This window comes from Arthrobacter zhaoxinii, from assembly GCF_025244925.1.
Taxonomy (GTDB): Bacteria; Actinomycetota; Actinomycetes; order Actinomycetales; family Micrococcaceae; genus Arthrobacter_B; species Arthrobacter_B zhaoxinii.
On record NZ_CP104275.1, the window covers coordinates 1,746,490 to 1,760,499 of the forward strand.

General features: G+C 65.9%; 11 protein-coding genes. 4 read left to right on the forward strand and 7 right to left on the reverse strand.

Features of this window, described 5'->3' with window-relative positions; all coding sequences use genetic code 11:
- Positions 1–8 precede the first annotated feature (8 nt).
- The 3 genes from N2K95_RS08165 to ligA all read left to right on the forward strand — a co-directional run bounded on the left by N2K95_RS08165 (position 9) and on the right by ligA (position 5,310).
- Positions 9–1,340, forward strand: coding sequence for a GNAT family N-acetyltransferase (locus N2K95_RS08165; protein ID WP_260651168.1), 1,332 nt, complete (start codon positions 9–11; stop codon positions 1,338–1,340).
- Between the two features lie 268 nt (positions 1,341–1,608).
- Positions 1,609–3,081, forward strand: a complete 1,473-nt coding sequence (gene rpsA / locus N2K95_RS08170) for a 30S ribosomal protein S1 (RefSeq protein WP_146362043.1) — start codon at positions 1,609–1,611, stop codon at positions 3,079–3,081.
- A 255-nt stretch (positions 3,082–3,336) separates the two neighbouring features.
- Entirely contained in the window at positions 3,337–5,310 is a 1,974-nt protein-coding gene (gene ligA, locus N2K95_RS08175; RefSeq protein ID WP_260651169.1) for an NAD-dependent DNA ligase LigA, read from the forward strand.
- Positions 5,311–5,312: 2 nt separating this feature from the next.
- On the opposite strand, the gene N2K95_RS08180 is transcribed toward ligA, so the two are convergent.
- The 7 genes from N2K95_RS08180 to N2K95_RS08210 form a co-directional block, all read right to left on the reverse strand.
- On the reverse strand, positions 5,313–6,329 hold the full coding sequence (locus tag N2K95_RS08180; RefSeq protein ID WP_260651170.1) for a LacI family DNA-binding transcriptional regulator: 1,017 nt from the start codon (positions 6,327–6,329) through the stop codon (positions 5,313–5,315).
- Positions 6,330–6,399: 70 nt separating this feature from the next.
- Entirely contained in the window at positions 6,400–7,857 is a 1,458-nt protein-coding gene (locus N2K95_RS08185) for a GH1 family beta-glucosidase (protein ID WP_260651171.1), read from the reverse strand.
- On the reverse strand, positions 7,857–8,765 hold the full coding sequence (locus tag N2K95_RS08190) for a carbohydrate ABC transporter permease (protein WP_407080145.1): 909 nt from the start codon (positions 8,763–8,765) through the stop codon (positions 7,857–7,859). The genes N2K95_RS08185 and N2K95_RS08190 overlap by 1 nt, the downstream gene beginning before the upstream one ends.
- A 5-nt stretch (positions 8,766–8,770) precedes the next feature.
- Positions 8,771–9,754, reverse strand: coding sequence for a carbohydrate ABC transporter permease (locus tag N2K95_RS08195; RefSeq protein ID WP_260651173.1), 984 nt, complete (start codon positions 9,752–9,754; stop codon positions 8,771–8,773).
- A gap of 59 nt (positions 9,755–9,813) precedes the next feature.
- Entirely contained in the window at positions 9,814–11,136 is a 1,323-nt protein-coding gene (locus N2K95_RS08200) for an ABC transporter substrate-binding protein (RefSeq protein WP_260651174.1), read from the reverse strand.
- A 296-nt stretch (positions 11,137–11,432) separates the two neighbouring features.
- Entirely contained in the window at positions 11,433–12,608 is a 1,176-nt protein-coding gene (locus tag N2K95_RS08205; protein ID WP_260651175.1) for a class I SAM-dependent methyltransferase, read from the reverse strand.
- Positions 12,601–13,278: an IMPACT family protein gene (locus N2K95_RS08210; protein WP_260651176.1), complete on the reverse strand. Its 678-nt coding sequence runs from the start codon at positions 13,276–13,278 to the stop codon at positions 12,601–12,603. Before N2K95_RS08210 ends, N2K95_RS08205 begins: the two co-directional genes overlap by 8 nt.
- A 54-nt stretch (positions 13,279–13,332) precedes the next feature.
- Here N2K95_RS08210 and coaE point away from each other — a divergent pair, with 54 nt between their 5' ends.
- Positions 13,333–13,953: a dephospho-CoA kinase gene (coaE, locus tag N2K95_RS08215; RefSeq protein WP_313771002.1), complete on the forward strand. Its 621-nt coding sequence runs from the start codon at positions 13,333–13,335 to the stop codon at positions 13,951–13,953.
- Positions 13,954–14,010 lie beyond the last annotated feature (57 nt).

Genomic DNA, 14,010 nt, shown 5'->3' on the forward strand with positions numbered 1-14,010 from the left:
GGGGAACCATGGGCACGGACCGCAGTACGGACGGCAGCACCGACGGGCTCCGGTTTGAGTCCTTCCCGGCCGGGTACGACGCAGCGGACCCGGCCAAGGCTGACGAGCGGACCGCCAGGTGGTTCGACGCCGTGAACCTGGGCTTCCACGAGGACCGCACCAAAGAGGAGCGGCTGCCCGCCCAGGTGGACGGTTACCTGCGGGACGGCCGCGTCCTGACGGCGGTGTACGACGATCGCCTGCCGGAGTACGCCTGGGACCCGGCAGTGCCCGTGGCCACCTACGCCACCATGGTCAATGACCTGAACGCCGGGGGAAGCGCACTGCTGCCCACGCACCTGGTCACGGCGGTCACCGTCCGGCCCACGCACCGGCGCCGGGGCATCCTGCGGCGGATGATTACCGCGGACCTCGCCCGGGCCAAGGACTCCGGTCTGGCGCTGGCGGCTCTCACCGCGTCCGAGGCAACCATTTACGGGCGCTTCGGGTTCGGCGCCGCTACCTCCACCGCCGGCGTCGAGCTGGAGACCCGCGGCGGCCTGGAGTTCACTGCGCCGCCGCGCGGCAGCATCGCGATTGCCGACGGCGACAAGCTCCGGGGGCTGGTGCCTGACATCTTCCGGGCCCACCTGGAACGTACCTTCGGCGCCCTGGGCCGGCAGCATGCGTACGCCATGCGTGCTGCCGGGAAGTGGAACGGGGAAAACACGGACCCGGACCTGGCTGTACGCGGTGTTCTCCGGTACAACGCAGACGGCGTCCCGGACGGCTACGCGGCCTACAAGTCCCTGGGCTGGCAGCACCGCCCGCACACAGTGAAGATCACTGACCTGGTGGCGGCCAGCGACGAGGCGTACCGCGAACTGTGGCGCTACCTCGGCTCGATTGACCTGGTGGACCGGCTGACTTTCAGCGAAGCGCCCGTGGAGGATCCGCTGCCCTGGATGCTTGCGGACCGGCGGCGCTACAAGGTGAAGGACGTCGAGGACGTCCTGTGGCTGCGGATCCTGGATCCCGCGGCCGCCCTTGCGGCCCGCGGCTACTTCGGCGACGGCACGGTGGTGCTCGACGTCGATGATCCGATGGGGCTGGCAGCGGGAACCTTCCTGCTCGAAGTACGCGGCGGCGTCGGGACCGTCCGCGCGGCCGGACCCGGCGGGCACACGGACACCCCGCGGGTGGAACTGGGCGCGGCCGCCCTGGGGTCCCTTTACCTGGGGGCCGTCAGCGCGCGGACACTGGCGGCTGCCGGGGGAGTGCGGGCCGGGGAGGAAGCGCTGGCCGTCCTGGACGAATTGTTCACCGCAGGCCCGGCACCGTACTGCAGCACGCATTTCTAACCACCTGAGTGGCAGGCAGGTATTTTAGTGCCGGCGGCACAGCGGTTCCCTTTGACCTGCGTTGGCGCATCCGGCTAGACTGATCGGGCGCGTAATAGCGCAAGTTATTACCAATCCTGTCCATCTCCGGGCAAACAAGCTGTTCGTCGCAGGCATCTACGTGCCTTCGTCATTCACTTGGGCAAGTATCTTGCCTGCGGTTAATCCCGCCGGTTAGTGGAAACCAGTCCGGAATACAAAACAACTTCCACATCGGAGTCCCAACTACATGACCATCACCACCAACGAGAAGTCCGGTACCCCGCAGGTCGCCATCAACGACATCGGTACTGCCGAGGACTTCCTCGCCGCGATTGACGCAACGATCAAGTACTTCAACGACGGCGATCTCGTCGAAGGTACCGTTGTCAAGGTTGACCGCGACGAGGTCCTGCTCGACATCGGTTACAAGACCGAGGGTGTCATTCCTTCCCGCGAGCTTTCCATCAAGCACGACGTTGATCCCGGAGACGTTGTCTCCGTCGGCGATCAGGTCGAAGCCCTGGTGCTCACCAAGGAAGACAAAGAAGGCCGTCTGATCCTCTCCAAGAAGCGTGCTCAGTACGAGCGTGCCTGGGGCGACATCGAGAAGGTCAAGGAAGAAGACGGCGTCGTTACCGGTACCGTCATCGAGGTTGTCAAGGGTGGTCTTATCCTCGACATCGGGCTGCGCGGCTTCCTGCCTGCATCCCTCGTGGAGATGCGTCGCGTCCGCGACCTGGCTCCGTACATCGGTCAGCAGATCGAAGCCAAGATCATCGAGCTGGACAAGAACCGCAACAACGTTGTTCTGTCCCGCCGTGCCTGGCTCGAGCAGACCCAGTCCGAGGTCCGTTCCACGTTCCTCAACAAGCTGGAAAAGGGCCAGGTTCGTCCGGGCGTTGTTTCCTCCATCGTCAACTTCGGTGCATTCGTGGACCTTGGCGGCGTAGACGGTCTCGTCCACGTTTCCGAGCTGTCCTGGAAGCACATCGACCACCCCTCCGAGGTTGTCGAAGTTGGCCAGGAAGTCACCGTTGAGGTTCTGGAAGTTGACCTCGACCGCGAGCGTGTCTCCCTGTCGCTGAAGGCTACGCAGGAAGATCCGTGGCAGACCTTCGCCCGCACCCACGCCCTCGGCCAGGTTGTTCCGGGTAAGGTCACCAAGCTGGTTCCGTTCGGTGCGTTCGTCCGCGTCGAAGACGGCATCGAAGGCCTGGTCCACATCTCCGAACTGGCAGTCCGCCACGTAGAGCTCGCCGAGCAGGTTGTCTCCGTTGGAGATGAACTGTTCGTCAAGGTCATCGACATCGATCTTGAGCGTCGCCGCATCTCGCTGTCCCTCAAGCAGGCCAACGAGGGCGTCGATCCCGAGGGCACCGAATTCGATCCGGCTCTGTACGGCATGGCCGCAGAGTACGACGAAGCCGGCAACTACAAGTACCCGGAGGGCTTCGACCCCGAGTCCAACGAATGGCTCGAAGGCTACGAGACCCAGCGCGCCGCTTGGGAGCAGCAGTACGCTGACGCCCAGGCCCGTTGGGAAGCCCACAAGAAGCAGGTCGCCCAGCACAACTCCGAGGACATCGCTGCTGCATCGGAATCCAACGATTCCGGCACCACCAGCTACTCCTCCGAGCCTGCCGTTGCAGAGACGGGTGCCGGCACGCTGGCTTCCGACGAAGCCCTGGCTGCACTGCGCGAGAAGCTCACGGGAAACTAATTCCCCCAGGTTCCGCAGTCCGGTAACCCGGACCGCGTAACCGACATCAGCGGACCTCCACTTCGGTGGGGGTCCGCTTTTGCGTGCGGGCGTGTCTTTCCCCTGCCCAGGGCCTTCAGCCGTAGGGTGGCGGAAGGAAACCGTCCGCACGGATCAGGGGGCATCATGCCGCAGCCAGAGCCAGAGCCTAGTCCGGGGCCTACGCCCCTTTCCGCTGGCGGCCCGGAGATTACGGCCGGGAACTACGAGCAGTCCGTGGCCCGGGCCCTTTCCGCGGCCAGGGCCTATGAGCGCACCGACGTCGAGGAAATGTCCGACGACCGTTTCGACCGGCTCCGGGCCGCGGTTCTTGCCTACGAAACAGCCAACGGCCTTGCCGCATCACACGGCCTGCACACCGCAGTAGGGCACGGGGGAGCCGAAGGCGGCGATACGAAACACGCAGCCCCGGCCGGTTCCTTGGAGAAGCCCGGCGAGGAGAAGGTCATCGAGTTCGCCGCACAGCATCCCGATGCCGTGGTGGAGCCGAAAATCGACGGAATGGCCCTCATTCTCCGCTACAAGGACGGGCGTCTCTTTTCAGCGGCGAGGCGCGGAGACGGCCATACCGGTGAAAGCGTCATTGACAAGGTCCGCGGCGTCGACGGCCTGCCTGAGCTCGCCGGAGAGGGAGACTTCGAGGTCCGCGGCGAGCTGTACCTGAACGACGCGAACAAGGGTACCGCGGACGCCCTCCGCGCCGCAGCAGGCAAGCCCCCGTTCAGGAACGCCCGCAACGGCGTGGCCGGAATGCTGGCCAAAGACGGATCCGTCTATGCCGGCCTGTTCTCCTTTGCTGCCTACTCCACCACCATCCGCGGCGACGCTGACCATCTTGAGGCAATGGAGGAACTGGCTGGCCTGGGCTTCACCACCGCCCGCTCCCTGTTGCCGCCGTCCGTGCTGGCAGCGCCGGACCCGATGGCAGCAGTCGCTGCCCTGGGCGCCGAGCGCAGCGAGCTGAACTTCCCCATCGACGGTGCGGTCCTGAAAGTCCCCGCCGCGGCTGAGCGGCACGCCCTCGGGGAAGGGGCACGGGCGCCGAAGTGGGCGGTGGCCTACAAGTACCCGCCGGTGGAAGCGCCCACCGTCGTCGAAGACATCGAACTCGACATCGGCAAGACCGGACGGTTGTCCCTCCGTGCCCGGTTTGCGCCCGTGGACGTGGACGGCTCCACCATCGAATATGCCTCGCTGCACAACGTCCGGGACCTGCTGAGGAAGGACATCCGCGTCGGCGACACCGTCATGGCGTACAAGGCCAACGACATCATCCCGCAGATCCATCTGCCCCGTGCCGATCTGCGGACCGCGTCCTCCCGGCCGTGGGAACCCCCGGCCACCTGCCCCAGGTGCGGCGGCGGGTTCGATAAGTCCACCGAGCTGTGGCGCTGCCCCAACCCCGGATGCTCCGTTTCCGGGCGCATTTCCTACGCGGTCTCGGCAGACGCCGGCCTGGACATTGACGGCGTCGGCGGCGCCGTCGGGGATGCCCTTATCGAGGCGGGACTGGTTCAGGACGTCTCAGACCTCTTCCGCCTCACCGCAGATCAGCTGGCAGGGCTCCCGCTGGGCACCACTGATACGGGAGCCGACCGCGTTCTCGGGGCAAAGAACGCGAACAAGATCAGAGGCCGGATCGAGGAGGCTAAGTCGCGGCCGCTGAACCGGGTCATTACGGCCCTGGCCATGCGCTACACGGGACGCACCTTCGGCCGCCGCCTGGCCGCATCCTTCGGAACCATGGACAACCTCCGGGCCGCTTCCGTCGAGGAGCTGGCACGTGTTGAAGGCATCGGCTGGACAAAGGCCGAGGTGATCCACGCAGGGCTGAAGGCCAACGGGCCGGTGATCGACCGTCTGGCAGCCGCGGGGGTAAACATGGGAGCTCCGGCACCGGAGGGGCGGGACGCCGGGGCTCCGAAGCTGACCACCCCGGACGGCGGAGCCATGAACGTAGTCATCACCGGCTCGTTGAAAGGCAGCGCACTGGGTTCGCTGACGCGGGCGGCCGCGCAGGAACTCATCGAAGCCAACGGCGGCCGCGCGGCCGGCTCGGTATCCTCATCCACCTCACTGCTGGTGTGTGCCGAGCCCGGGAGCAGCAAGTTCCTCAAGGCTCAGCAGCTGGGCATCAGGATCGTCACTCCTGATGAGTTCGCGCAGATGCTGGACGACGGCGAGGGCTAACCTCAGGCAGAATCCCGGGGCACCAGGGAAGTGGGCAGGCGGTAGACGCGTGCTGCCGGCCTGCCTTCGATGAGTTCCACCAGAAGCTCCGCCATCTTTTCACCCAGGGCGGAGATGGGATGGTGGATGGTGGTCAGGGCCGGGCTGACACTGGTGGCAAAGTAGTCATCGTCAAAGCCAACGACGGCGATGTCCTCGGGGATGCGCAGGCCCCGCTCCTTGATGACCGAGTAGGCTCCGGCTGCCATCTGGTCATTGGCAACGAAGATGCCGTCCAGCGGCTTGTCCCTCTCGAGCAGGCGGCGCATGGCTGCCGCCCCGGACGTCACGGTGAAGTCCCCGATTTCCACCAGTGCGTCGTCCAGGCCGCCCGCAGCCAGCGCGGCGCGCCATCCGGCCAGCCGGTCCACGCCCGGCGGCATGTCCTGGGGACCGGCGATTGTGGCGATATGACGGCGTCCGCCCTCCACCAGGCGCGCCGTGGCTGCCACCGCACCTTCCTCGTTGTCGACCTCCACGAAATAGCTTTCGTCGGCGTTGACCAGCGGCCGCCCGGCGAAGACGACCGGCAGTGAGTGCGTCAGGCTGGCCCAGGAGTGGTCCCCGCTGTGGTGGGAAACCACGAGCACGCCGTCCACGTTGCCGCCCATCAAATACCGGCGCGTCTTCTCCGGATCAGCCTCCGAGGAGGTGACGATGTTGAGCATGTAGTCGGTGGTGTTCAGGTACTTGGTCACGCCTTCAACCACGGTGGCGAAGAAGGGATCGGCGAACACCTTGGAGGTGGACTCCGGCACCAGCAGGGTAACCGTATACGTCCGCCGAATGGCCAGGGTCCGGGCGGCACGGTTGGGCACGTAGTTCAGCGTCCGGACGGCTTCCTCAACGGACTCGGCCAGGTGCGGAGCGACGGACGGCGATCCGTTGACCACGCGGGACACGGTGGCGCGGGAAACGCCGGCCAGCGCGGCCACCATTTCCAGGGTGGGGGCCGGCCTGCTGCCGGGTTCAGCACTCATTCTTATCTCCCTGTACTGACTTCGGTTCCGCGCGGCGGAAAAAGCAGGCCGGCCCCCAGTTTACGGTCACTTAGGCAACCGGTGCGGTTTCTGCAGCTTGGTGCCCGTGCGTACCCGTGCCCCGGAGCTCAGCAATCAGGGCGCTGTAGGCGTGGCCGCTGTCCTTGACCGTACGCGCCATGGTGTCGTAATCGACGCGCACAATCCCGAACCGCTTGTTGTAGCCCCAGGACCACTCGAAGTTGTCCAGCAGCGACCAGACGAAGTACCCGCGCACATCGGCGCCGGCGTCAACGGCACGCCCGACGGCGGCGATGTGGTCCAGGATGAACTGGGTGCGTTCCGGGTCATGCACCGATCCGTCCGTGCTCACGGCGTCGTTGTAGGCGGCACCGTTTTCGGTGACGTAGAGCGGGGGCAGCGTCGGGTATTCCTCGCCCAGTCGGACCAGGAGCCTGCGCAGCCCGTCGGGGTTGACCTCCCAGCCCATGGCGGTCCGGGGCAGTCCCCGGGTGGGGAAGGTGATGTGTTCGGCACCGATCCAGGGTGAGGCAACCGGGCGGCCCGAGCCTCCCGAGTGGCCGTCGGCACCACTCGTGTCCGGGTGTCCGCTGATCTGGTCGTCGTGGTAATGGTTCACGCCCAGGAAATCGATCGGAGTCCCGATGATCTCCAGGTCCCCGTCGAGGATGACTTCGCGCAGGCCGAAAGGCTCAAGATCCGTCAGGGTGTCTTCCGGGTACGCACCCCGAAGGATGGGGTCGAGGAAGATGCGGTTCTGCAGGGAGTCAAAGAGCCGGGCCGCTTCCAGATCCACCGGATCAGCGGCGTCGAGGGGGATCGAGTTGCTGAGGTTGAGCGTGATGCCCAGCTGCTGGGCGCCGCGGCTTCGGAGTTCGTTGACGGCCAGGCCGTGTGCCAGGTGCTGATGGTGCACGGCAGCGATGGCCGCACGGGGTTCCTGCCGGCCGGGCGCGTGGACGCCGGAGCCGTAGCCCAGCAGGGAGGAACAGAACGGTTCGTTGAACGTGGTCCAGTGCTGCACCCGGTCGCCCAGGGCGGTGTAGACATCGTTGGCGTACTCGGCAAAGCGGTAGGCCGTGTCGCGGTTCGCCCATCCGCCCTTTTCCTCCAGCGCCTGCGGCAGGTCCCAGTGGTAGAGGGTCAGCCAGGGCAGGATTCCCGCTTCCAGGAGTTCGTCCACCAGCCGGGAGTAGAAGTCCAGCCCCTTGGCGTTGGTACTGCGGTCTCCCGGGCGGACCCGGGCCCAGCTGGTGGAGAACCGGTAGGAGTCCAGGCCGAGTTCCTTCATGAGGGCGACGTCGGCCGGCATCCGGTGGTAGTGGTCCACCGCGGTTTCCGGGGTGTGGCCGTTGAGCGTGCGTCCCGGGATGCGGGAGAAGGCGTCCCAGACGGAATCTTCCTTTCCGTCTTCCCAGGCCGCGCCCTCAATCTGTGCGGCAGCGGTAGCTGATCCCCAGATGAAACCGTCCGGCCAGCTGCTCCGCTGTGGCATATTGTTCGTCATTAACCCTTCACTGCTCCCTGCATAATTCCGGATATAAGTTGTTTTCCTGCCAAGACAAAGAGAATCAGCAGGGGGATGGTGGCCAGGACGGCACCGGTCAGGACCACGGAGTAGTCCACGTACCGGGCGGACTGCAGCTGGCTCAGCGCCGTCTGCAGCGTCGGGTTGCTGCTGCCAAGCACCAGCAGCGGCCACATGAAATCAGTCCACGCCATCATGAACGTGAACAGGCTGAGGATGGCCATGGCAGGCCTCGCGGCGGGCAGGGCAACATGCCAGAACGTCTTGATCATGTTGGCCCCGTCCATGCGCGCGGATTCGATCAGCTCGTCGGGGATGGTGTCCACGAGGTACTGGCGCATAAAGAAGACCCCGAACGCGGTGACCAGGCTGGGCACGATGACGGCACCGACCTCACCGGTCCAGCCCAGCCGCTGCATCACCATAAACAAGGGGATGATGCCCAGCTGTGTCGGGATGGCCATGGTGGCGATCACGGCCACCATGAGTATGCCGTTGCCGCGGAACTTGAGCTTGGCAAAGGCGTAGCCTGCCAGGGTGGAGAAAAGGACCACGGAAACGGTGATCGTCCCGGAGATCAGGATGCTGTTGCCGAGTGCCTTCCAGAACGGCACCGTGTCGAAGACTTCGGCGGCATTGGTCCAGAAATTTCCGCCCGGCAGCAGCGGGGGCCAGTCCAGGCCGAGTGCTTCGTTGGACCGGCTGCCCATGACGGCGGACCACCACAGCGGGTACGCGGACCCGATGAGGAACGCCAGCAGGATCCCGTAGGTGAGGAAACCCGGGCGCCTGCCGTCAACGAGTGAACCCCGTTTCCGGGACTTCCGCACCGGTTTTCCCGAGCCGGAGTCGATGCCGGTGCCGGGTACGGCACGGGCTCTTTGCATAACGCTCATCGCTTGCTCCTAACCCGGCGGGGTTTCGTATCCGCCGTGGCGATGCTCTTGGAGATCATGAAGTTGACCAGGCCTACCAGCACGATGATCAGGAACAGGAGCCAGGCCACCGCAGAAGCCTCGCCGAAGTTCTGGCGCTGGAAGGCCATCTCCCAGAGGTAAAGCACAGTGGTCTGGAACTGGCGCTGGCTTCCGCCGGCCGTCACTGCGTCGAACAGCCGCGGTTCGGAGAAGATCTGCAGTCCGCCGATGGTGGAGGTGATCACCACGAAGATCATCGTGGGGCGGATGCTGGGAAGCGTGATGCTGAAGAACCGCCGGAAGGGACCGGCGCCGTCCAGCGCTGCGGATTCGTAGATATCCCGGGGAACCGACTGCATTGCGGCGAGGAGGATCAGGGCGTTGTACCCGGTCCAACGCCAGTTAACCATCGTGGCGATGGCAAAGTGGCTGGGCAGCGTCTCGGTTTTCCAGAGGATGGGGTCGATGCCCAGGTTGCCCAGCAGGTTGTTGATCAGTCCGTACTCTTCACCGAACATGTTGGTGAAGATCAGGGCGACCGCCACCGGAGTCACCACGTAGGGCAGCAGGATGCTCATGCGCCAGAAGGTCCGCGCCCGCAGCTGCTGGTCCAGCACTGCCGCCAGGAACAGTGCGACTGCCAGCTGCGGAATGGCCGAGAGGAGGAAGATGCTGAAGGTGTTGACCATCGAGTTCCAGAAGAACCGGTCGCCCAGCACGTCCCGGAAATTCTGCAGCCCCACGAACTCGCCCTGCCCTTTGAGCAGGTGCCAGTCGTGCACGGAAACGTAGAAAGTGAACAGGAGCGGGAACAGGCCCACAATCGCAAAAACGATGAAGAAGGGGGAGATGTACAGGTAGGGGGAAGCCTTGACGTCCCAGACCTGCAGACGTTGACGGAAGGTGGGCCGGGGGAGGTCCGGCCGGGCCGTGTCGGGACGGCTAAGTGTAGTGGTCATGGGACTCTCGAACTCCAAGGGGGGCCTTCGGTCCTGCCGAAGGCCCCCGGTCGATGGTGCTAGTTGTTGCTGATAACCAGCTCGTCGAGGAGCTTGAGCGCTTCTGCCCAGGCGCCTTCCGTATCGGTGTCGCCCGTTTCGAGGCGATCCAGAGCGGGGCCAAAGACGTTCTCCTGGATGACGGAGTCATCAGGGCCCTTGAACTGCGCTATGACGCCTTCTGCACGGGAGGCCAGAATCGCTCCGGTTGGCGCGTTGTTGAAGTACTCGTTCGGAGCAGCCGCCTCAGCAAGTTCCTTCTGTGCATCAAGGGTGCTGGGGAAGTTGTTCGCTGCAGCACTCTGCTTGACCTGCTGGTCCGGGTGGGTCAGCCACGCTGCAAGCTTTGCAGCTTCGGTCTTGTGCTCGGAGGTTTCCGGAACGGACAGGAAGGCGCCGCCCCAGTTGGAGGCACCGCCCGGGAAGACGTCGGCGAAGTCCCAGCCGCTGTCGGTGCCGCCGCCTGCCGATTCAATGGAACCCTGGATGGTGCCGAGCATCCATCCGGGGCAGACGAACGTGGCGAAGGAACCGTCCAGGAAGCCCTGGCCGTTGCCCCAGTTCCATTCTTCCTGGTTGGCTGACAGGCCGTCCTGCGTGGCCGAAGCCAGCTGGGCGAACTTGTCCTCCATCTCCTTGTTCCCTTCGATGTTCAGTTCACCGTCGGCGGTGTAGTAGCCCTCGTCCATCTGGTTGACCATGGAGTTCCAGACGAAACCGTTCTGGTCGAACCAGGGCTTTCCGGTCTTCTCGTGATACTGGCGGCCGAGATCGAAGTACGTTTCCCAGGTGGCGTCGTCGCCGCCGAAGAGCTCTGCAACGGACTCGCGGTCGCTGGGCATGCCGGCGGCTTCGAACAGCTTGCCGTTGTAGCACATGCCCGCGGGGCCGATGTCGGTGCCATAACCGATCACCCGTCCCTCACTGTCGGTGCCCTGCTCGTACTTCCAGTCCACCCAGCGGTCCTTGATGTCTTCAGCGCCGTACTCGTTGAGGTCAACGAACTTATCGGAGACCTCCATAACGGCGCCCAGCCAGCCTTCTTCGATGGCTACAACGTCGCTCAGGCCGGAGCCGGCGGACAGCTTGGTGAACGTATCGGTGCGGGCATTGCCGCCGGTGTCGATGTTGCTGGCCTTGATGGTGATTCCGGGATTGGCCTTCTCATACTCTTCGTAGAGATCGTCATAGCCGAAGGTGCCGAAGGTGGTGACGGTCAGTTCAACGGGATTGTCGGCACTTGCCGCCTCATCCTCGCCGCCGCCGCCGCCGCAGCCTACGGCCAGCAGCGCCACTACGGCGGCACCTGCAATTGCCGCCGCGGGATGTCGGAAATTCTTCACGGTCACTCCTTTGTGTGTGGGTAGAGCAAGTAATAATCCCGGGCAGTGGACCGTGCCGTTATAGTGCTCTGGGGCGGGATCCGACGGAAGCGGGACTTTGATGTGTGGTGAAACGGGGCCAGACGCCCAGCCGGATCAGATTCCGTACCGAGAGAGCGCTCTCTTGACTTGATCCACAGCCTAGGAGTGATGTGTATCACTGTCAAGAGAGCGCTCTCTCGGCGTGTTGGGAGTGTCGCCGCGAAGGAACCATCCCCGTATGGGGACGGCAGGGATTCCTGCCGTCCTGGCCGCGTTTAGCGGCGGGTACTGACGGTAACTGTGAACTTCGGGTTGCGGGCCACCTCGCGGGTGGGCCCCACGAGCCGCGTCAGGGCGGGTTTGTACAGCAGGTGGCTGTTCCAGACGGTCCACAGCTCCCCGCCCGGTTTGAGGACGCGGCCGGCGTCTGCGAAGAGCTTCAGGGCAATGCCGGCATACACCGCTGCCCCGACATGGAAGGGCGGGTTCAGCACCACCAGGTCTTCGGACTGGTCGGGAAGCGGAGCCAGGGCATCGGCACGGGCAACGACGGCGCGGTCAGCCACGCCGTTGGCGGCCAGGGTCCGCTCGGCGGACGCGGCGGCCGCGGCGGACTGATCCGTTGCCAGGACCCGCAGGCCCGGACGCGTCAGCGCCAGGTACGCAGCAATGGTTCCCGTTCCGCAGCCCAAATCCACGGCGTGTTCGGCTGCGCGGGCCCCGGCCAGATGCGGCAGCAGGAACCGGGTGCCCGGGTCCAGCGCGGCCCCGCCGAACGCCGCCCCGTAGGCCCAGAGTTCCAGCGGCTGCGCCAGCCCGACGTCGTGCCGCTCGGACACCGGAAAACGCGTCACCGGACGCTGCTCCGGCGGCAGGGGAGAGGCTGCAGTCAGGACACGCGACTTCTGCCGCCCGAGCCCTGCCGTCACCGAGCCGAAATAGCGCGCCAGGACCTCGTTCATGGCCGTAGTCATGTGCTTGATCCGGCCCCCTGCGTATACCGTGACGTCCGGCGCGGCGGAGGCTGCGACCAGGGCCGCAATCTCTTCCAGGGCTGCCAGGGAGCGCGGCAGCCGCAGCAGGACCACACGGGCACCCTCCACGAGCGGTGCCGTGAGGGCATGGTGCGTAAACGCGTCCGCCAGCCCCAGGTCCGCGGCGTTTGCCTCCAGCGCCTGTTCACCGCTCAGCGGATCCTGATGGACGCGGAGGCTGCGCAGCCCGTAACCGGCCGCCGCTCCAAGGGTCAGGGCACCATAGGCATCGCCGATGACGACGACGCCGCCCGGCCGGCCGGAGTCCGCTGCCGCGGCCTCGAGGTCGGCGGCAGCCGTGTCGAGCAGGAGCCGGTCCGCGGCGTCCCAGGCCTGCAGGTTGGGGGCCTCCACATCCGGCCGGCGGCGCAGCCGGGCAAAGTCAAAGTCGGTCCGGCCCGGTACAGGGTCAGTCACGGTCAATCCATTCTGTTCCTAGGGGGACCGGCTCGGAGGCTCCGGCGGTCAGGGCGGCGAGACGCGCGTGGAAGGCAGTTAGGGCTTCCGGGGTGTCCGGCAGTGCGACGTTGATGGAGGCACCTGCGGCCGAGTACTCGGTGCCCAGTACGCTCACGCCTGCTGTCCGGAGGTCGTTTTCCAGCCGTCCGGCCGCTGAGTGTCCTGCGGGAATACCGTAAAGCTGCATCCGGCGCCGCCGCAGCAGGGGCGCGGTGGCGAGGGCGGAGGAGACGGACTCGGAATAGGCACGGACCAGTCCGCCGGCACCGAGCAGGATGCCGCCGAAGTACCGAACGGTCACCGCGGTGATATCGCTGAGGTCGGTGGCCCCGCGAAACGTTTCCCGCTTGGTCAGTGCCTCCAGCATCGGGATGCCGGCGGTGCCGGAGGGTTCGCCGTCGTCGCTGGAGCGCTGGACCTCACGGGCCGGGCCGAGCACGAAGGCGCTGCAGTGGTGCCGGGCGTCATGGAATTCCCGGCGCAGGTCCGCCACCAGGGCGCGGGCCTGCTCCTCGGTTTCAGTGCGCCGCAGCACGGTGATGAAGCGGGAGCGTTTTATCTCGAGTTCGGAGCGGTGCTCTGCGGCGATGGTGGTGTAGCGCCCCGCCGCCGCGTCAATATCGCTCACCTTTCCAGTCTAGTGGCCGCCGCCGGTCCCCGTGCCGGCGGTAGGGTGGGGGGCATGCTCAAGGTTGGACTCACCGGCGGGATCGCCGCCGGAAAATCCCTGGTTGCCCGTACCCTCGTGGACTGCGGCGCGGTGCTGGTGGACGCCGACGCCCTGGCCCGGGAAGTGGTGGAGCCCGGCACACCTGGCCTGGCCGCCGTCGTCGAGGCTTTTGGCCCCGCCATCCTGGCCGCCGACGGTTCCCTGGACCGTCCGGCGCTGGCCGCCGTGGTCTTCGGTGACGAGGAGCGCAGGAAGGTGCTGAACGGCATTGTCCACCCGCTGGTCCGGGCACGTGCCGCGGAGCTGGCGGCCGAGGTGCCCGCGGACGGGATCCTGGTCCAGGACATCCCGCTCCTGGTGGAAACCGGCCAGGCCGGGAACTTCGATTTTGTCCTGGTTGTCGAGGCACCCGAGGATGTCCGGCTGGACCGCATGGTCCGGATGCGGGGGATGGAACCCGACGCCGCTCGGGCCCGGATTGCCGCGCAGGCCAGCGCGGAGCAGCGGGCCGAAGCCGCCGACGTCGTGCTGCACAACACCGGCACCGAGCAGGAGCTGGCTGCGGCCGTACGGGACCTCTGGGAAACCCGGCTGGTGCCGCTGAATGCCGCCCGGACCCGGGCGGCACGGTAGGACCCGGACCGGCGGGTATTCCCCGTTCAGCCGCTAGCAAAGCGGACCACGGCTGTC

Coding starts and splice junctions, on each gene's coding strand:
- N2K95_RS08165 (WP_260651168.1), top strand. CDS start 9: ATGGGCACGGACCGCAGTACGGACGGCAGCACCGACGGGCTCCGGTTT.
- N2K95_RS08190 (WP_407080145.1), bottom strand. CDS start 8,765: ATGCAAAGAGCCCGTGCCGTACCCGGCACCGGCATCGACTCCGGCTCG.
- coaE (WP_313771002.1), top strand. CDS start 13,333: ATGCTCAAGGTTGGACTCACCGGCGGGATCGCCGCCGGAAAATCCCTG.
- N2K95_RS08195 (WP_260651173.1), bottom strand. CDS start 9,754: ATGACCACTACACTTAGCCGTCCCGACACGGCCCGGCCGGACCTCCCC.
- rpsA (WP_146362043.1), top strand. CDS start 1,609: ATGACCATCACCACCAACGAGAAGTCCGGTACCCCGCAGGTCGCCATC.
- N2K95_RS08180 (WP_260651170.1), bottom strand. CDS start 6,329: ATGAGTGCTGAACCCGGCAGCAGGCCGGCCCCCACCCTGGAAATGGTG.
- N2K95_RS08185 (WP_260651171.1), bottom strand. CDS start 7,857: ATGACGAACAATATGCCACAGCGGAGCAGCTGGCCGGACGGTTTCATC.